18 protein-coding genes are annotated in these 19,893 nt (G+C 34.9%); 5 read left to right on the top strand and 13 right to left on the bottom strand.

Annotated features, from left to right (window positions below; translation table 11 throughout):
* Complete coding sequence (locus C2I06_RS00195; protein WP_095330089.1) at positions 1–231, top strand: IDEAL domain-containing protein; 231 nt, start codon at positions 1–3, stop codon at positions 229–231.
* A gap of 90 nt (positions 232–321) precedes the next feature.
* On the opposite strand, the gene C2I06_RS00190 is transcribed toward C2I06_RS00195, so the two are convergent.
* The 6 genes from C2I06_RS00190 to hemE all read right to left on the bottom strand — a co-directional run bounded on the left by C2I06_RS00190 (position 322) and on the right by hemE (position 8,319).
* Positions 322–1,599, bottom strand: a complete 1,278-nt coding sequence (locus C2I06_RS00190; RefSeq protein WP_123257221.1) for a M48 family metallopeptidase — start codon at positions 1,597–1,599, stop codon at positions 322–324.
* A gap of 223 nt (positions 1,600–1,822) precedes the next feature.
* Complete coding sequence (locus tag C2I06_RS00185) at positions 1,823–2,812, bottom strand: lipoate--protein ligase (RefSeq protein ID WP_095330091.1); 990 nt, start codon at positions 2,810–2,812, stop codon at positions 1,823–1,825.
* A 251-nt stretch (positions 2,813–3,063) separates the two neighbouring features.
* Positions 3,064–5,283, bottom strand: a complete 2,220-nt coding sequence (locus C2I06_RS00180; protein ID WP_095330092.1) for a YhgE/Pip domain-containing protein — start codon at positions 5,281–5,283, stop codon at positions 3,064–3,066.
* Between the two features lie 111 nt (positions 5,284–5,394).
* Positions 5,395–5,979, bottom strand: a complete 585-nt coding sequence (locus C2I06_RS00175) for a TetR/AcrR family transcriptional regulator (RefSeq protein ID WP_123259082.1) — start codon at positions 5,977–5,979, stop codon at positions 5,395–5,397.
* A gap of 269 nt (positions 5,980–6,248) precedes the next feature.
* Entirely contained in the window at positions 6,249–7,193 is a 945-nt protein-coding gene (hemH, locus tag C2I06_RS00170; protein WP_095330094.1) for a ferrochelatase, read from the bottom strand.
* A gap of 67 nt (positions 7,194–7,260) precedes the next feature.
* Positions 7,261–8,319: a uroporphyrinogen decarboxylase gene (gene hemE, locus C2I06_RS00165; protein ID WP_123257220.1), complete on the bottom strand. Its 1,059-nt coding sequence runs from the start codon at positions 8,317–8,319 to the stop codon at positions 7,261–7,263.
* Positions 8,320–8,874: 555 nt separating this feature from the next.
* Here hemE and C2I06_RS00160 point away from each other — a divergent pair.
* Complete coding sequence (locus tag C2I06_RS00160; RefSeq protein WP_095330096.1) at positions 8,875–9,399, top strand: antibiotic biosynthesis monooxygenase; 525 nt, start codon at positions 8,875–8,877, stop codon at positions 9,397–9,399.
* A 28-nt stretch (positions 9,400–9,427) separates the two neighbouring features.
* Here C2I06_RS00160 and C2I06_RS00155 read toward each other — a convergent pair whose 3' ends face one another.
* The 3 genes from C2I06_RS00155 to liaF are packed head-to-tail and all read right to left on the bottom strand — an operon-like array spanning position 9,428 to position 11,831.
* Positions 9,428–10,063, bottom strand: a complete 636-nt coding sequence (locus C2I06_RS00155; protein ID WP_095330097.1) for a response regulator — start codon at positions 10,061–10,063, stop codon at positions 9,428–9,430.
* Positions 10,056–11,087, bottom strand: coding sequence for a sensor histidine kinase (locus C2I06_RS00150; protein WP_095330098.1), 1,032 nt, complete (start codon positions 11,085–11,087; stop codon positions 10,056–10,058). The genes C2I06_RS00155 and C2I06_RS00150 overlap by 8 nt, the downstream gene beginning before the upstream one ends.
* Positions 11,088–11,096: 9 nt before the next feature.
* Positions 11,097–11,831, bottom strand: a complete 735-nt coding sequence (gene liaF / locus C2I06_RS00145; protein WP_164463590.1) for a cell wall-active antibiotics response protein LiaF — start codon at positions 11,829–11,831, stop codon at positions 11,097–11,099.
* A 341-nt stretch (positions 11,832–12,172) separates the two neighbouring features.
* Here liaF and C2I06_RS00135 point away from each other — a divergent pair, with 341 nt between their 5' ends.
* The gene (locus C2I06_RS00135; RefSeq protein ID WP_123257218.1) at positions 12,173–13,576 is read left to right on the top strand and encodes a hypothetical protein; all 1,404 of its coding nucleotides are present in this window, start codon (positions 12,173–12,175) and stop codon (positions 13,574–13,576) included.
* Positions 13,577–13,720: 144 nt separating this feature from the next.
* Here C2I06_RS00135 and C2I06_RS00130 read toward each other — a convergent pair whose 3' ends face one another.
* Positions 13,721–14,389 (bottom strand): phosphatase PAP2 family protein, encoded by a 669-nt coding sequence (locus C2I06_RS00130; protein WP_123257217.1) that lies wholly within the window; start codon positions 14,387–14,389, stop codon positions 13,721–13,723.
* Positions 14,390–14,556: 167 nt separating this feature from the next.
* On the opposite strand from C2I06_RS00130, the gene C2I06_RS00125 reads away from it, so the two are divergent.
* Entirely contained in the window at positions 14,557–15,765 is a 1,209-nt protein-coding gene (locus C2I06_RS00125) for a M20 family metallopeptidase (RefSeq protein ID WP_123257216.1), read from the top strand.
* 47 nt (positions 15,766–15,812) lie between these two features.
* On the opposite strand, the gene C2I06_RS00120 is transcribed toward C2I06_RS00125, so the two are convergent.
* The 3 genes from C2I06_RS00120 to C2I06_RS00110 all read right to left on the bottom strand — a co-directional run bounded on the left by C2I06_RS00120 (position 15,813) and on the right by C2I06_RS00110 (position 18,608).
* On the bottom strand, positions 15,813–16,532 hold the full coding sequence (locus C2I06_RS00120; RefSeq protein WP_095330103.1) for an EcsC family protein: 720 nt from the start codon (positions 16,530–16,532) through the stop codon (positions 15,813–15,815).
* A gap of 122 nt (positions 16,533–16,654) precedes the next feature.
* On the bottom strand, positions 16,655–17,875 hold the full coding sequence (locus C2I06_RS00115) for an ABC transporter permease (protein WP_095330104.1): 1,221 nt from the start codon (positions 17,873–17,875) through the stop codon (positions 16,655–16,657).
* Entirely contained in the window at positions 17,868–18,608 is a 741-nt protein-coding gene (locus tag C2I06_RS00110) for an ABC transporter ATP-binding protein (protein ID WP_095330105.1), read from the bottom strand. Before C2I06_RS00110 ends, C2I06_RS00115 begins: the two co-directional genes overlap by 8 nt.
* Before the next feature lie 698 nt (positions 18,609–19,306).
* Between C2I06_RS00110 and C2I06_RS00105 the strand changes: the two genes are divergently transcribed.
* Positions 19,307–19,729: an HIT family protein gene (locus C2I06_RS00105; RefSeq protein ID WP_095330106.1), complete on the top strand. Its 423-nt coding sequence runs from the start codon at positions 19,307–19,309 to the stop codon at positions 19,727–19,729.
* Positions 19,730–19,893 lie beyond the last annotated feature (164 nt).

The raw sequence follows: 19,893 nt of genomic DNA, 5'->3' as shown, positions 1-19,893 counted from the left end.
ATGAATGATAAGTCCTATACTGAGTTTACAAAGTTAAGTGGCCAGAAAAAAAACACAAATACTTATGTAAAAGACCTCTATATTGAAATGTTGCTTTCTGAAATTCAATTAAAAAATGAAAAAGCAAATTTGATGTCCTTGATTGATAAAGCCATTGATGAACATGACAGAAAAACATTTAACGAACTGAGCAACGAATTTAACTTATTATGTAAGCGCTTCGGAACTTGATAATACCAATAAATAAAGCCAAAGGATGTCCCAAAGAGCCTAATCACTACGATGATTAAACTCTTTGAGTCATCCTTTATTTTTGTATTATTATTTTTTCTGATTTTGTAATCGAATGCTTTCTTCTTCCAATTTACTAATTCTCTCCAGCATCGTCGGGTGGCTATAGCGGAATATTTTCACCAATAAAGGTGGATTTACTTCACTCAGTCCCGTTTTTGCTAGCTCTTGAAATGTCACAATACCAGCCTCTGGATTTTCTGTTAATTCGACCGCATAGTGATCAGCTCTTTTTTCCTCATATCTTGAAATGACATTAGTTAATGGGTTTACAGTAAATAGCAGCATGGAAGTTAATAAAAGAATTAAAGGAAAGGATTGTATATCCTCTACTTTTGCAATTTTAAGTGCTGCCCCCCATCTATTTACAATCCAGTGCAGCAATTTATAAATAAAATATAAACCAAATAAAGATGTAAATAAGGAGATACCTAATCCTATATAAATATGTTTTTCTACATAATGAGCCATTTCATGTGCCATTACAAATAAAATTTCGTCATTCTCTAATTCCTTTAAACTAGTATCCCACAGCACAATTCTTGCATTGCTCCCTATTCCAGTAACATAAGCATTTAATGCACTCGTTTTATCTGACATATTTACTTCAAAAACATGATCGGCTGGAATGTCAGAAGCACTCGCAAGCTTCAATATCTCTGCCTCTAATTCTTTATCCTTTAAAGGAGTGAAATCATTGTATAGCGGATCAATGACGACAGGCTGAATAAACGTGAGAAATAAGGTAAAAGGAATGGATAGAACCCAGGCATAAAGCCACCATCTCTTTTGACTCTTGTTCATTAGCCAGTATAAAACGGAAACAATAAGAAACAGAATGACATAATTCACCCAAAAATCAATAAATTGATCCTTCATCCAAGAAGGAAAGCTTTGAGTAGAAATATGATAGGTTTTTGATACAGAGTAACTAATATAACTAAGTGGAAAGGTGATGATAAAGGCAGTAATATTCAGCCAGAATAAGTAAATAGCCGTTTGCATCGACTTATATTTCGCAGAAGCCTCTCCCCATTTTTTAAATACTTTGGAAAAGCCAAATAACAAAACAAATAAGTAAAAAAGCCATTCAAATGGTGTAGAAATAAAAAACAAGAAGTTCCTTACCCGTGAATATTCTTCACTTAATACCAATTCTCTGCTATTTAAAAAAGTACTTGGATCTGCTTGAGAACCTTGATATTCAAAGGGCAAAGCTGGACTAGTATATTGAAATAAATACCAATAAAAAAACAAACCATATAACACATAGGCAACTACTGCATAAAAGCCAATTTTTCTAGTCATAATCTCCCTCCTGCCTGCCTAGTACAACCTATTATTAATAAGTAGTCCAAAAAGGATTGTTTTAGAACTAAAAGGAGATATTTTTGCTATTTATTTTACCTTTGGCAAAAGCGTGTCCAGCGACTCCATTTCACTTCCACTTTCTAAAAAGAACAAAAAAAGCATCTAAAATAATAAGATACCTCCTATCATTTAAGATGCTTTTTTTTATTCTTCTATCTCATCAATAAATCAATTGCAGAAAATCTTCTTTTGTCACATTTCCAAAATAATGCTTAATGGAAATGTCGTCTAATGCCTTTTCTAATTCGGAGCGATCATAGCGGACCCCAATCAGTCGTTTTTCAATATCTTCTACATCGCCAACTCCAAAGAAATCACCATAAATTTTGCAGTTTTTCACAATTCCTTTTACTACATCAAATCTTACATCGATTTGACCGACTGGGAAACGATGAGAATGCTGTAAATTGAATTTAGGAGATTTACCATAATTCCAATCCCAGTTTTGATATCTTTCTTTAGATAATTGATGAATTTTTTCCCAATCCTCTGCTGTTAAGACATATTCTTGAATATTCTCTTCCCCATCGAAGAGATAGCTTAATAATAGGCTGCGAAATTCTTGAATAGATATTTTTTCTGGAAGAAATTCAGTAATATTCGCTACTCTGCTTCTTACTGATTTGATCCCTTTAGATTCAATTTTGTCTTTTTTCACTTTTAATGCTGACACAATATGATCCATTTCAGAATCAAATAATAATGTTCCATGCGTAAACATTCTTCCTCTTGTAGAAAATTGTGCATTGCCAGAAATTTTTCTACCTTCAGCAAGAAGATCATTACGACCACTTAATTCAGCATTTACTCCCATGCTTTTAAGTGCTTGAACAACAGGCTCAGTGAACTTTCTAAAGTTATGGAAGCTATTCCCGTCATCTTTTGTAATAAAGCTATAACTTAAATTACCTAAGTCATGATAGACGGCACCGCCACCAGATAATCTTCTAACAACATGTATGTCATTTGATTCTACATAATCAGTATTAATTTCTTCTATCGTATTCTGGTTTTTCCCAATAATGATAGAAGGTTCATTTATATAAAATAAAAGATACGTTTCATTTATGTCTAAGTTTTTCAAAGCATACTCTTCAATTGCTAGATTAATGCGTGGATCTGTTATCCCTTTATTATCTATAAACAGCATAAAAAGACACCCCTTATAATTTTGTAGAATTATATCCAATTTTCCCGAATTTAATTACCCTTTTATACTATAACGAAAAAACGGGAAATAATCACTTCATTTGTACTTTTTTCATAGAATTGGCAAAGTTTAAGAAATGGAGTGATATTTTAAGCACAAAAAAGCTGCAACTATGTATCTTCCCCACACTCTATCAAGGCTTCGCACAATAGATGTGACTTAAGAAGAGTAAAGTTAGCAGCTTTTTCAAATTATTCTACCGTTACTTCTACTTCCTTATTTGTATAATACCGTTTGTATTTAAAAATAAAGTAAGCAGCTGTACCCGCAAAGAATATAAGTGGATAAATACCAAGAATCTCTGCATTATGCCACATAAAGTCCATATCCCCAGTAGAGATAACAGCTTTTAATCCAGCTACTGAATAAGACATTGGCAAGAGATTGTGAATATGTTGTAAAACATTTGGTATTAACTCTAACGGGAAAGTACCCGCACTAGTTGTTAATTGGAAAATCATGATGATGACAATAATAAATCGTCCTGGATTTCCAAATAAAGTAACCAAAAATTGAATAATCGAGAAAAATACTAAACTAGTTAGAATAGTAAATAGGATAAATAATGGTACACTTTCCACTTCCATTCCTAAGATGACTAGCAACACAAAGCAGGCAACTAAAGCCTGTAAGATTCCTACCCCAATCAAAATAATCGTTTTGCTTAAGAACCAACGAATTCCACTTTTCGGCTGTTCTTCTGGTTCTGCAAAAGAGAACACAATAGAGAGCATTAATGCACCAACAAATAGTCCTAGCGAAATGAAATATGGCGCTAAGCCTGTTCCATAGTTTGGCACATCCGATACTTTATCTTGGTCAACTAAGATTGGTTCTGCTATCATGTCATATGTTTTTTCATCAGAATGGATGGAACTTGCTTCCTCAGCTCCGTCTGATAATTTAGACGAAAGCTCCTTGCTTCCATCTAATAAAGAAGATGTTCCATTTACCAATTTTTTTGATCCGTCTTTTAGCAAATCGGTTCCATCTGATAAAGCATTCGATCCTGTTGCAAGTGTATTCATTCCTGATACTAAGGTGTTTGCACCAGTGGATAATTTAGTAGAACCATTAACAGCTTTTGCGAATTCAGAAGCATACTTATTCATACCAGCTACAAATTGTTCCTGACCAGCTACCTGCTGTTTTACCCCATTTTCTAGCTGGCTGCTTCCATCACTCAGCTGATTAATGCCTGTTTGCAATTGTTTTTGCCCTTTATTTAAGTCTGTTATGCCATTAGACAAGCTTGTTCCGCCGGCTGCCAGCTGGTCTGCTGCTTGACTTAACGCTTTTGTATTGGTGGCAATGGAAGAACTGCCATCCACCAACCCTTTAAGTGCTGCTACAAGCTGTTGCTTATTTTCTTCTGGTAACCCTTGCAGCATAGGCATTATCGCATTAACTGTTTCCTGTAAGGTTGTTGCACCTTCATGCAACTGATTAGCTCCAGCAGCTAATTGTGCTGATTTATCGCTCCAGTCTGTTAAGCCTTGCGTTAAAGTATTGGAGCCTGTTTGCAGCTTATTTGTCCCTTCAATTAACGAAGGAATATTGGCTTTAACTGTGTTGATTCCATCTTTCGCTTGCGAAACACCATCAAGAATTGCCTGGTCTCCCCCTTGCAATTTCTGTGCAGCATCATTTAATTTCCCTTGGGCTGATTGCAATTGCGTTAATCCTTGATTTAAATCATCTGCTCCATTGGCGAGCTCTTTCACTCCATTATTAGCACTATTAACACCATCAGAAAATTGTATAGACTTTTCAGCAAGTGTTTCTAGATTTTTATACACTTCTTCGGTACCCGACTTTACTTTATCTGTTCCATCTTTTAAATCTTTTGCACCATTACTTGCTGTTTTTAAGCCGTCTGACATTTTCGTAATATTTTCAAAAATAGATTCCGCATAAGTTTCTGTCACTTCTTTACTAACACCTTGCTTTATTTTTTCAATTGCGGAATTGCCTATTTGAGAAGAAATAAAATTATATCCTGGATTAGAAACATATTTCAGGTCCAATTTTTGTGGATTATCTTCAAGCAATGTTGTCGCATTATTTGAAAAATCTTTTGGAATTTCTATCAGCATATAATACTTCTGATTTTCTAAATTTTTATAACCAGTTTCTTTATCGACAAATTTAAAATTAAAGTCTTCGCTATCCTTTAAATTTTCTACTAAATCTTTTCCGATATCTAATGATTTTCCATTCATCTCTGTCCCTGTATCTTCATTTACAACAGCAACAGGCAATTTGTCTAAGTTTCCATAAGGATCCCAGAAGGCCCATAAATAAATACCTGCATATAGTATTGGAACAAACACAATAGCGATAACAGAGATCAGCACCATTTTATTTTTAAAAATAGAGGACAGCTCTGCCTTTAGTAAACTTTGTTTCATATAATTCCCTCCATTTTTAATCAATCATTTATCCTTTAAAAAACAATTCTAGTAGCTTGTTAAAAGAAAAAAATCCTCGTTATTAACGTTAATAACTAACGGACTATTTTCTCATTTATTAAGCGGATTTGCTATTCCATGAAATAGATGTAATTCAAAACTCGATGCGATTTCCTCTGTAGTAAGCGGTGGATGATGTTTCTCCCACTCAAAAATGAGCGCTAAGTATACTTTAATAATAATAAAGGATGTCAGCTCTGGATTCTGTGTGTGAATTTCTCCTTTATCTACTGCTTCTTGTACACGTGTTTTCATATAATTTAAGATCGCATTTTCTAAATGGCTAATTACTTCTTTTACTTCCAGCGTACCAATTTCACGCTGTTCTTGAAAAAGCTTAACCGTCAGATGATGCTCTTTGCGGTATTCAAGCATATTCATCACTGCACGATGGGCATTTTCCATAAACGTAGAAGAAGAATCAAATGACTCATCAGCTCTTTCCTTCATTTCTGTAATTAAATCATTAACTATTTCAAAAAAGAGCTCCTCCTTATTCTTAAAAAAAGTATAAATCGTTCCTTTACCTACATTTGCAATTTTAGCAACATGATCCATAGTTGTTGCTTTATAACCAAACATAGAAAATGATTTAGTCGCCGCTTCTAAAATAAGCTTCCTACGGTCAACAGCCAAATATTCCACCTCTTTCTTTCCATGCGAATAAAGATAGTCTCTCCAGTTATGTAGAATAAATTTTATCTCCATCCATTTATTCGCCATTACAGCTTAATTATTGATTTATCAAAAAACTGACTAAAATAACATTTCGGTCAGTTAGTACAAAAAAGAATATATCACAGAGTTAAACTCGTTGCAACAAAAGAAACCAAGTGATTTTCGAAAAAATCACTTGGTTCCGTTTACAACATAATAGCATCAACAAAAAATAATTTTGCGGCATTTTATCCTTTAATTGGCACTGCAATTTCTTTTAAAACCACTGTCGCTAATGCATCAATAAATTCCGGCTGAGCATTTGGCATTTTTGGTCGATAATAGCTTGCTCCAACTTCTTCTGTCACAACAAGGCACTCATAATCATTGTCATATAAGACTTCTAAATGTTCCGCTACAAATCCTACTGGCACATATACAAATGCTTTATATCCATATTTTGCATGTAAATCTCTTGTTAAATCCTGAACATCTGGACCAAGCCAAGGATCTGGTGTATTCCCCGCACTTTGCCAGCCTAGATAATAAGTAGAAATACCTGCTCCCTTTGCAATTAACTCTGCTGTATCCTTTAATTGGTCTGGATATGGATCTCCATATTGAAGGATTTTTTCTGGTAAACTATGTGCAGAGACAATTAACGCTGCATTCTCTCGTTCTTCTTGCGACATTTTAGCGTAGGTCTCTTTTAATTGATTAACCCAATAGCTAATAAATTTAGGCTCCTTATACCAGCTTTCAATACTATGAATGGTTAAGCCGCCTAATTTTTTTGCTTCTTCTTTTGCACGATTATTATATGCCTTAATACTGAAGGTAGAGTAATGAGGGGCTAACACAATACTCACTGCCTCTTTGATTCCATCTTCATGCATCATCTTTACTGCATCTTCTACAAATGGTTCAATATGCTTTAATCCTATATACATTTTAAATTCAATATCGTCTTGTATTTCATTAAGATGCGCTTCTAGTCCCTTTGCTTGTTCCATCGTAATTTTTGCTAATGGAGAGATTCCTCCAATTGCTTCATAGCGACTCTTTAAATCATGAAGCATTTCATCTGTCGGCTTTCTTCCATGTCTAATATCTGTATAATATCTTTCAATATCTTCTTCCTTATATGGTGTTCCATATGCCATAACAAGAAGGCCCATTTTTTTTCGACTCATTTTTCATTACCTCATTTCATTGTATTATTTTGTATTTTTTTAACTTTAGCTATCCTTAATATATCTTTTATTTGCGCGCACGCTTACTTAGTAAGTCACCGGAATATTCATGAATAAAACCAGTCAATTTTTTCAACACAGCTGGATCTACATCTGGGAACACACCATGTCCTAAATTAAAGATAAAGCCTGGCTGTTCTATTCCCTGTTCAATGATTTGTTTCGCTCTTTCCTCAATAACACTCCATGGTGCAAGAAGGACTGCGGGATCTAGATTTCCTTGGACAGCTTTAGTTATTCCCATTTTCCTTGCATCTGATATAGGTAAGCGCCAATCTAAGCCAACTACATCCAAGGAAAGCTCATTCCATTCAAGTGCCAAATGACTCGCCCCGACTCCGTGCATAATGAAGGGAACATTTTCACTCTCCAGCTCAGAAAAAATTCTATGCATAACAGGCTTTATAAATAAGCGGTAGTCCTCCACATTTAATGCGCCTACCCATGAATCGAAAATTTGAATCGCACTAGCACCTGCATTAATTTGCGCCTTCACATAAGTAACCACCATATCACCAAGCTTTTCCATTAAAGCATGCCAAGCGTCTGGTTTAGCATACATAAACGCTTTTGTCTTATGATAGTTTTTGGATGGTCCACCTTCAATCATGTAACTAGCAAGAGTAAAAGGAGCACCGGAAAAGCCTATCAACGGAACATTTAATTGCTCGGTTGTAAGCAGTCTTATCGTGTCAAGGACATATTTAATATCTTGCTCAGGATGTAACATACCAAGTCTTGTAATATCCTCCATTGACCGAATAGGATTCTCTATCACAGGTCCGATTCCTGATTTTATTTCCACATCTACCCCAATGGCAGGCAGTGGTGTCATAATATCTTTATATAATACTGCAGCATCGACATCATACTGATCAACCGGTAATTTCGTAACATAAGCACATAGCTCTGGCTGATGCGTTATTTCAAATAAAGAATATTTCTCTTTAATTGCTCGGTATTCAGGCTGCGAACGACCTGCCTGTCGCATATACCATACCGGAACATATTCAGTGGGCTGTCCTTTTGCCGCTTTAATAAATGTATCTTTCATCTGTTTATTCATCCTTTTGATGTCCACCTTTCAAAGGTATGTATTTCATTCTATATAGTGATCAATGTTATTTATAATAATTATTAAGTTATAATATTTATAAATAATATGCAAGTAAAAAGTTTTTAAACTAATTTTTTATGTTTCTTTCCAAGTTATTACCATCCCAATAAAAAGGAATGCCTGTCCTAGACATTCCATTCTTTTTTCCTTACTATATGTAAAAATATTCATTCTCAATCATGCATATATTTCAATAATATATCTTTTTTACTATCTTTGCATAGATAACTTATCACTTTGTCACAATTTAGACATTTTTTACCCAAAAATAAAGGAGATTACACCTCTTATGAATTATGTGGTAGCGCACACAAAAAGTTAAATCATAAGAACATAAGGGAAAAGCTTTGAATGAAACCAGCTATCTCGAATAACATGGTTTGTTAATGTTAATATAAACAAATAAGAGTTTTTCATTAGTTATGGGTAATTTAAGAGGATCTATCGTAACTTTCCCCTTTCTATTGTATGCTTTATATATCCTTATAACTTGGAGGGAGATTAGTGAATATTTATCTTACTAGCGGAACCTATGATTATTTAGGGAAGAAATACGAAAATAAATTTTCAACTGAAACCTTGTTATTAATGCAGGAAGAAGCCAGCGATCGGGCGATACTACTACACGAAAGTCAAGCTCCTTCTTTCTTCCAAGAACCAAGAAGCTATGACATTTTATTCAGTTATGGAATGTTAGAAAATAAAGGATTTATTACCATGAATCATATTCCAGTAAGTGAAGAAAATAAACCTGTTTTCGAACATAAGATGATGAAATACTTCACATCTATCGCAAACAAAGCAATGACAGCTATTCGCTTCCTTCGCCCTGCCAAAGGAGACACATATATCCTCTTTTGTCTATGGGAAGAAAAAGCGAATTATATAAAATGGAAACAGCAAGAAGCAAATGCAGAAGCTCCTATTGGTAAAAGTAATGAAAAAAGCTGGAATAGTTCCCAGCATTCTATCTTTAATGGAAAACCGTATTTCGTACAATTAACAATTCCAGATGAAGAAAAAGCGTAATTAATCCAGTAGCCACCTGAACTTATGACTATCTTGTTTTAATAATGCCATTTCTATTGGCATATACAGCAGCTTGGGTTCGGTCGGCTACTGCTAATTTCGATAAAATATTGCTTACATGTGTTTTTACTGTTTTGATTCCAATATATAGTTCTTCACTAATGGCCTGATTAGTCATTCCTTCTCCAATGCACATTAATACTTCTAATTCTCTTTCTGTTAAATCATCATGTGGTTTTCTTTCTGTTGCTCGCAATTTTTTCACCATCACGTTAGCAACCTTTGGCTCAATCACTGCTTCGCCACTATAAGCTTTATTAATTGCCCGTACAACCTCTGTAGCACTTGCTGTTTTTAATAAATAACTAAATGCGCCTGCTTCTATTGCCGGAATAACTTGTGCTTCATCATAGAAGCTTGTGATAATGATAACTTTGCAGCTAGGATACCCCTTTAAAATATCCTTTGTCGCTTCGATACCATTCCCATTGTCCATTAATAAATCCATTAACACAATATCCGGCTTCTCCTTGAGTACAAGCTGAACTGCCGTCTGACCACTATTTGCCTCTCCTACAATATGAATATTTGGTTCTGTCATTAAATAAGAAATAATTCCTTTTCTCACCATTTCATGATCATCTACCACTACCACTCTAATCATTTTCCCACCCCTTTGTTGGCACTCTAATATCAATATAGGTACCTTCCCCAATTTTTGATCGAAGTTCCATCACACCACCAATTTCCTCACAGCGCTCTCTCATTGTCTTTAACCCATATGATGCAATCCTCTCTATCGTCGGATCAAAGCCTTTGCCATTATCACTTATATGTAGAGAAGCATATTCACCTCGCTCTTCCAAAATGATTCTTACTTTATCTGCATGGGAATGACGAAGCACATTGGATAAAGCCTCTTGAACAATGCGAAAAAGATGTTCCTGCCCAGCCGTAGATAGACCATCTATTTCATCGATGCTTGCAGAAAAATGAAGCATTGTTTTTCCTTTCAGCTCTTGAATAAGTTTGATTATGCCATCACACAACGTATCATTGCTTAATTCAATTGGTCTTAGATGAAGCAATAATGCACGCATTTCCCCTTGCGCCTTGCCTGCAATCGAAACAATCTCCTGTAACTGTTGCTTTGCTAAAGCAGGATCCTGGTCAAAAATTTTATATGCAGCAGAAGACATCATATTTAATGCAAATAATTGCTGACTAACAACATCATGTAAATCTCTTGCCAGTCGTTGTCTTTCTTCTATTACTGCAGCATTGTGGGCTGTTTGTCCAAGCGTTGTTTTTTCATTTGCTAATCTCTGCAAAGAATGAATTTGCTCTTGTTGATAATCAGCAAGTTGATTAAGTTCTTCTTTTACATCATAAACATACTCACTTGATGCAAGCAGCATTTTTTGCGGTATTTTTCCTCTCCTTAAAGACGATATAAACCAAAATATTTCATCTAATTGTTTCTTTATTTTGCCGCTCCATTTAAAGGCAAAATAAAAACCCACCAATGTTATCAGAAAAAAACAGTTGACAGCAAAAATAATATTCCCTATCCTAGACGTTACAAAATTCGGAAATAAATAGATACTAATAAATAGCAGCAAAGAAATACTCAAACTTGTTAAAACGATATTTCGATAATATCCATAACGACTAATTGTCTGTCTCATGTTTCCCCCTTATACCTTTTGCACTGTAATATCGCCTATATCAAGCAAAATATTTAGCTTTATTTTTTTTATTGCCTCTTCATAATAGGCAGATTTATGCTCTAAAGTATTTCCAATTCCTTCCTTAACCGACTGAAGAATTCGTACTTCTCCAATTTTCACTTCGGCATGAACATAAATGGCTAGATCATCTGGAACAATAATTTTCACATCACCAATCCTCGCATGGATAAACAGCTCGGTTTCTCCTTCAGGAATAAAAGCTTTGCTAAAATCAATATAGACATCCCCTAACCCATGAGAAATCTCCATCGGTTCGACAGCCCAATTATCTGTATTATATTTAACATCTCCCATGAGGTTGGATTTCTTTGTATAACTTTTTCCACCACTGTCATCCTCAAAAGTGAACTTAGGTTTGATGAGTCCAAGTGCCATTAAAATAAGAATTAATGGCCATAACTTCCAAAAGTCAATAAATCTAAATTCTAATACTTGAAAACGATCCAAAAGGAGAAGAGTAGCGAAAGTAAGAATAAATAAAGTGAAAAATAAATTACTTTTTTGCTTTAATGTTATTTGATAGAGAGAAAGCAGCCCATAAACAAGCAGCAAAAACGGATATATTATGACAAATAATTTTTTTATTTCCAAGGAAATGACACCAATATTAACAAGTAATAAAATTACTCCTACAATAAGTAAACTAATTGAAAACATTATTTTGGAGATTGATTTTCTCAAAAACTCCCCTTCTTTCCTAGACATCTAAATATAGAATTTTGTGTAATTCTAAAAAATAGTGCTCTTTCAACTACAAATCTATTGTACTACCATTATGTAATTTTTTGTTCCTTCTTTCGATGTTTTTTTCTCCATCTTAAGAAGGAGTCTTTGGCCAATTTTTCTTCCATGAGTTTTAGATCAGCTCCTTCCTCCCATTCCAAGGCTATGAAGTGAAACACACTATATTTTAAAAAGGAACCAATCACCTTTTACCTATAACCACATAATCTGTATTAACCGAATAGTGATAGATGCCTATAGCATCATTGACTTCAAATCGGGAAAGGAGCTGGATTTATTTGGGGATCGAATTAACGGCACTTCATTGGATATATGTACTTTTTATTGTCTTTATCATCGGCTTTATGGTAATCAGAAGAGATACTACCTTTATTTGTATCGTTGGAATCTTTCTATTAGCGATAACAGCGACCGGATCCTTAAGTACCTCGATTAGCAGTATTTTCAATAGTTTCATCTTTGCCATTACAGAATTGTTACCTACTATTGCTGTCATCTCTATTATTGTGGCAATGAGTAGAATTTTGACGAAAACTGGTATTAACGATGTAATGATTTCTCCCTTTTCCAAACTTATTCGTTCACCTGGACTCGCTTATTGGACGATCGGAATAGTAATGATGCTCATTTCTTTCTTTTTCTGGCCATCCCCCGCAGTAGCATTGATTGGTGCTGTTCTCTTACCAGTAGCTTTACGGGTTGGTCTGCCAGGAATTGCCGTTGCAATGGCGATGAATTTGTTCGGCCATGGAATTGCCTTATCAGGAGATTTTATCATCCAAGCTGCACCGAAACTTACAGCAGATGCTGCCGGCATACCTGTCGAAGACGTCATGCATGCAAGTATTCCCCTTGTGATTGTTATGGGGGTTGTGACAACTATTACTGCGTTCTATTTTATTAAACGCGATATGAAAAGAGGAACACTGACTTTTGCAACTGGAGTCACCTCTATTAATAAATCAGATATTCTTCCCCAAGTAAATAAATTACTACTGAGTAATACACAAAAGAAACTGTTCGCCATCCTAATTCCCATTCTCTATATTCTTGACGTTGCAGCCATGTTTTTATTAGATTTACAAGGGGGAGATGCTACCGCGCTGGTTGGTGGAACGTCCATTTTTATTCTTCTTTTAATAACATTAGTAAGCTATAAAAATAAAGGCTTGGAAAAAACAACGACTTATTTGATCGAAGGATTCCAATTTGGTTTTAAAGTATTTGGACCGGTTATTCCAATCGCTGCCTTCTTCTATTTAGGTGACTCTGGTTTTAGCACAATTATCGGAGACTTTCTACCAAAAGAATCCCACGGAATCGTCAATGATCTCGGTGTTGCTCTTGCTTCCACTGTTCCATTAACGAAAGAAATTGGCTCCGTTACGCTTACAGCTGTAGGAGTTATTACCGGCTTAGATGGTTCTGGCTTCTCCGGCATTTCATTAGCGGGTTCTATTGCCGGTCTGTTTGCCCATGCAATTGGTAGTGGAATAAGCACATTAACTGCTTTAGGGCAAATTGCTGCCATATGGGTTGGAGGCGGAACTTTAGTCCCTTGGGCATTAATCCCTGCTGCTGCAATCTGTAATGTCGATCCATTCGAATTAGCAAGGAGAAATCTTCTTCCAGTCTGTATCGGCTTAGTAGTGACTACTATTTTTGCCATGTTCCTCATCTAACAAAACGATAATCAGTTAAAAATTATTTTTACTGGCAAACCCAAATGATTATACGAAGATGTTAAGATTAGTTCGTATAATTATTTGGGTTTTTAAACTTTTTTAAAAGAAGTTCCATGTAATTTTCTATCACTTCTTTATCCATTAGCTACTTAGTTTTGTTCCTGCTCCTTTTTGTTTATGAAATCGATCATAAAATGTTTCATAAAGACCTACCCATACAAACAGCCAGATCCCTCCTAATAAATAACCGCCAATAACATCTGTTGGATAGTGGGCCTCTAAAACAATTCTGCTTATACCAATTAGCAAAATGACCATAAAAGCAATAGCTGCCAAAATCAGCTTTCCTGCATTCCCTTTTATTTCTTTCGCTAGAATATGTGCAATAAATAGATACAGGAGTAAACCTACCATTGCATGCCCACTAGGAAAACTATAGCTGTCTGTCTCTAATGCTGCAGCAGCTATAGGTCTAGGTCTTGCCACTAAATCTTTCACCCACTTATTCAGTTCATTTCCTAGTCCAACACAAAAGACAAATGCTGCAATTCCTACAAAATCTTTCTTTTTCCACCAAAGAAAAAGAATAAATAGGAAAGCGATAATTCCAATGCCTATTTTATCTGCAATGGATGACATGCCTTCCCAAAAAAGAAGAAAACTAGCTGGAAATAATGTATGTATAAAATGGGCTAGTTCTGTATCAAATGCTAATATTGCTTGTCCATTTACAGCTAGGATTAGCAGGATAAACAATAAGAATGACACGATAATTAATACCCAGGCCATTTTTGATTTTCTAATATCCATAATTCCTCCTAAATGAATTTCATTTTAACCTTATTTTAACAACATCCCTCTTATAAGAATAGGCATAATCTTTACGAAACGTAATAGTTTATTCGCTTTCCACCTCTCTTCTTTATTACTACATGCTATAATAAAAATATTCTAAATAGTCAAACGAGGTGGAAGAGATGTTACAAATTATATGGGAACAACTAGATAACTATTATAATGAAATGGTTAAAATACGGAGATACCTTCATCAATACCCTGAATTATCATTCAAAGAGATTAAAACAGCTCAATATATCATCTCTTTCTATGAAAAATTAGGAATTCAAGTTACAGGAAACGTCGGAGGTAATGGAGTAGTCGCAAAAATATCAGGGGGGAAACCTGGCAAAACAGTTGCGCTCCGTGCTGATTTTGACGCTCTTCCAATCCATGATGAAAAGAATGTTGCTTATAAGTCAAAGGTTTCAGGTGTCATGCACGCCTGTGGTCATGATGGGCATACTGCAACCTTATTAATACTTGCTAAAGTAATAAATGAGTTTAAAGAAGAATTAGCAGGGAATTTTGTTTTTATTCACCAGCATGCTGAAGAATCAAATCCAGGTGGAGCAAAAGCGATGATTGAAGCAGGCTGCCTGGAAAATGTGGAGGCTATATTTGGCACTCATTTATGGGCTACACTTCCCACAGGGACTATTTCCTATAAAGCAGGACCCATGATGGCAGCAGCAGATGAATTTAAAATTAAAATCCAAGGTCAAGGGGGACATGGAGCACAGCCGCACAAAACGAAGGATTCTCTTGTTACCGCATCTCAACTGGTCCTTAACCTTCAACAAATTGTCAGCAGAAAAGTAAATCCTATCCACCATGCCGTTTTAACAGTAGGCTACCTTGAATCTGGTAATGCTTTTAATGTAATTGCTGACACAGCGATCCTAGGGGGAACAGTCCGGACGTTTGATGAAGAAACGCAATTACTTATCAAGGAAGAGCTGGAGAGAGTAATAAAAGGCACGTGCTATACAGCAAATAGTACGTATGAATATGATTACGATGACGGCTATCCAGCAGTCGTTAATCATCCTGAGGAAACCTCCCTTTTAGCTCATTGTGCGGAAAAAGTTCCGGGAGTGATCGTCCTAGAAGGAGAACCGGAATTAACTGGCGAGGACTTCTCTTATTATCTGCAGCATGTAAAAGGTACCTTTTTCTTTACAGGAGCAATGCCCGATACAAATGGTCCGACTTATCCGCACCACCATCCTAAATTTGATATTAATGAAGAAGCTATGCTTATTGCCGCAAAAACATTAGGTTCTACTGCTATTACTTATAATATTTCCTTAAGCCCAGCAAAGGCTAGGACTAACTTAAATTCATAAAATTTATAAAAAAAGGAAGAGATTCTAAACACCGAATCCTTCCTTTTTCATTTGTTTTGTTCCTGAAAGTAACGCCAGCGATAAACATTTTTAGCTGCTTCTCCCAATTGATCCATTAAATTATAATTAGCGTAGGCACCCACAGCTGCCCCAATTCCTGGCACCAATTGCAGCATTTTTACAAAATCAATAAAATCTCGATATTCCTGCTGTAAATCCTGCCAATTAAGGGTAGCAACTCTGTGCTTTTCTTCTTCCCAATTCTCTATTATCTCTAAAACTTCTCTTCGTTTTTCTTCACTTGAAAAAGCTAACTGAAAGATATAGAGCAAATAGATTCTTTCTTCCACTTGATCCGTATCGTAACCATATGTGGCTGCGGCTTCCATTAAAAAGTTCATTTTGATCGAAAGCAATAATGGAAAATCAGCCAATCCAAGCAATATCCCACCAGCCCCCGTTCCGGCACCTTCTACAACAGCAATCTTTTGAAATTGACTTATTTTTTTCGTTAACTCTTCATCTTTTCCTTGCAAAGAACGGAAGATAGATGGATTTTTTTTCTTGATAATATTGCTGCCAGCAAGTGTTGCTTGAATCATCTGTTTAATTGCTTCCGTAAGGGTTTGATGAACTTTAGCCGGTATATAAGAATTTATTTTATTTTGCGCCTTTTTGGATACTCTATTTAAAATAGAAGACCGTTTTTGGATTTTCCATTTCCACTCTTCTACTTCTTTTAATGCTCTTTGTTCATATTCATTCATTTATCTTCCTCCTTGCTTATGCTTACGTTCCATCTAAAAAATGGTTCCTTATTTTTGAAGTTAATTATTAAAAAAGGAGCTTCCCTTCTATACACACTAAGGTTTAAGCTCCTCCTCTTCTATTATCCCTTTTTCAATTTTTTATTAATATAAAACAGAGTAAAAAAGATAATAAAAACAATATTAACTACTAAAGAAATCAATGCATACATCCAATCTCCTTTTAAGGCAATAATTAGAGACAAAATGATACCTTGACAACTTAAAATTGCTGCTAAGATTTGTTTAAATGATTTTTCTCTAAGAGAGGCTGCCACCGGATAAATAGTAATCCACAATTTATTATCATAGGCATTCCAAAGCGGTAACAGCTGCAGGCCTGTTAAGAAAACAAATAATACACTTATGAACACTTGTCCAGGTCCAAAAGATAAGAAAAAAATAAAAATTCCACTTATCAATGTTAACCGAACCGTTAAGCCCAAATAATCCCCTGCACGGACATAGGTTCTCCAGTATAAATGCGTAAATACGTTTTCTCTTGCAAATGAAACACGACTAAATAATACATCTAGAAAACGTCTTCGTTTTATACGATTTCTTAACTTCGGTACCTCTGTAAACATATTGGCAAAGCGATAGAAAGAGGCTAGTCTTTTTTCATCTTGCTCAATTAAATATTCCCATTTTACGCCTTTATTGCTTGTCGCCTTCTGAAAATAAATAAGCAAGAAAGCCATAATTAGAAGAAGGGCAAGAATAAATAACGGAGAAGAGTCAGCAAACAATAAATACAAAATAGCTAAATTAATCAAGAATCTCACAACACTATCTATATGATGATAACGCACATTTACATAGTATTGTATATGCCAGCGAATCAGTAAATTAGCTCCTTTACTTATCAATAACACAATAAGTAAATACCAAAAACGACTAAAATCACCACCGTGTACTTGCGCATATAGTGGCATCAAGGCAGCAAGAATGATGACAAGCAAGTAACCTTGAAGGACAAAGCTAACCAACATAGATTGGAGAAAATATCTTTTCATTTTGGTTTCAACCGCAATTAAAAATATCCGGTCAGCATCCTTTAAAAAAGTATAGGTTGGACTATTTGTCATAAAAAGAGTAAGGATAATGCTCATAATAAGCGCAACAGGGAAGTCATTCGAAATCGTTTTTAACCATGCTTGATAATAGAAGGCTCCAGTCCCTAGTAAAAAAACTAAAACGATGACAACATGGCCATTAAAAATGTACTTTAAATATTGACTATATTCTTTTGCTGTCTGCCCAGCTCTCTCTCTCCATAACTGCTTCTCATTAAATTCAAACATGTTCTTCTTCCTTTGTAAGATAGATATAAATATCATCCAATGTTGCATTTGGCATGTTAAAGGCTGTCCTTAATTCCTCCATGGTTCCTTGACTCTTTATTTGGCCTTCATGAATAATAATAATCCGATCACAATATCTTTCGGCTGTAGCAAGAATGTGTGTAGACATTAGAATCCCTGCTCCCCTATCCTTCATTATTTTTAGTTGATCTAATAACGATTGAATTCCAAGAGGATCTAATCCGACAAACGGTTCATCCACTATATAGAGAGAAGGTTCCACTAGAAAAGCACACATAATCATTACCTTCTGCTTCATTCCTTTCGAAAAATGAGCAGGAAACCATTTTAGTCTTTTTTCCATCCGAAATTCTTTTAATAATATTTCCATTCTCTTTTGATAGTCAGACTCTGACAATCCATAAGCCATAGCAGTTATTCTTAAATGTTCTTCTAATGTCAATTCATCATATAAAATAGGCGTTTCAGGTACAAAGGTAAATTCCTTTCGATATGCCTCTTTATCGCCTTCAAACGTCTTGCCATTTATAAGGATTTCTCCTTTATGCGGCTCCATCAATCCAATGATATGACGAATAGTTGTACTTTTTCCAGCACCGTTTAATCCGATTAAGCCAACCATTTCATTCGCATGAATGGAAAAGGAAATATCCTTTAAGACAGGATTGCGCGTATATCCTCCGGTAACATTCTTTATTTCTAACAACGCCATCTATTGTACCTCCAATATGTATTATCTATAGTTTAACAACATTCTTGCTTAAATAAAAATGATTGCACAGAAAAATTTTTATTTCTTTCGTATATAAAATTTTGTTCGGGACATTCTATTTATTGAAGGGGAGCACCAAAGAAATATTGCAGTATAACTCCAATATTAAATGAGGTGTTTGCAAAAGATTCTATACAGATTCTTTAAAAAAAGCTTCCATTCGTTTATAAAAGGGGATGTTTGCCTTGCATAAGCAAGATAGGAACAGAAGATCAGTAACACCAAGCTGCTTCATTAAGAAAACAGCCTAATTCATTTCCACTTTGAAATGAGGTGTTTGTCGCAGACAGTCATCCATTCTTTATACGTTTTTGACATATAAAGACATTTTAAGGGGATGGTTCGTTTGAACAATGATCGATTTCTCTAAAGCTTAACACAATTCATTTTTTAAATGAGGTGTTTATCAAAGAGAAGAACCCTAAATAACGTTAAATAGAAGTTCTCTCCTTCAATAGAGGGTGTCCTTAAAAGGTATTCTTATTATGTATATCCATAGTAAAGAGGTTTATTCAAACTTCTCGCTTGGACAATCCATATAAGAGGATCCTTTACAAGGCACCCTCTTCCTTTTGTTGTTCAATAAAATAGTTCCTGTGTTAAAATATTGATAATACATAATGAAGGAAGGTATTTTTATGAGTGATTGTATTTTTTGCAAAATAATTGCTGGAGAAATTCCGTCAAAAAAGGTTTTTGAAAATGAACATGTAATGGCGTTCTTAGATATTAGCCAAGTTACTAAAGGACATACATTGGTGATACCAAAAAGACATGTAAAGGATGTCTATGAATTAACTCCTGAAATTGCAAGCAATCTATTTGAAGTTGTGCCAAGTATTGCTTCTGCCATTAAAGAAGTTTATGAACCAATTGGTTTAAATCTCCTTAACAACAATGGTGAAAAAGCCGGACAATCTGTTTTCCATTATCATATGCACCTTATTCCACGTTATGGAAAAGGAGATGGTTTTGGAGCTGTTTGGAAAACAAATTTTGATGGATATTCAAATGAAGAGCTGACAGAGATTGCAGAAAAAATTAATTCTAAAGTAAGATAAGTCCATTAGCTTATTCTCTTCAAAAAATTTTCTAAAAAAATTCATATTTTCAAAAGCTATTTAATAATAGTTTCATTTTTATTAGATTACCGCTCTCTTCCTTAAACAACGACTAAGGAGATTCTAGTATCTGGAAGGAAATATTTTTCTAATAGTATGAAAAA

The sequence above is a fragment of the Niallia circulans genome (genome assembly GCF_003726095.1).
Classification (GTDB): Bacteria; Bacillota; Bacilli; order Bacillales; family Cytobacillaceae; genus Niallia; species Niallia circulans_A.
The sequence above is the reverse complement of the archived record's forward strand: the minus strand, read 5'-3'. Positions and strand labels throughout refer to the sequence as shown.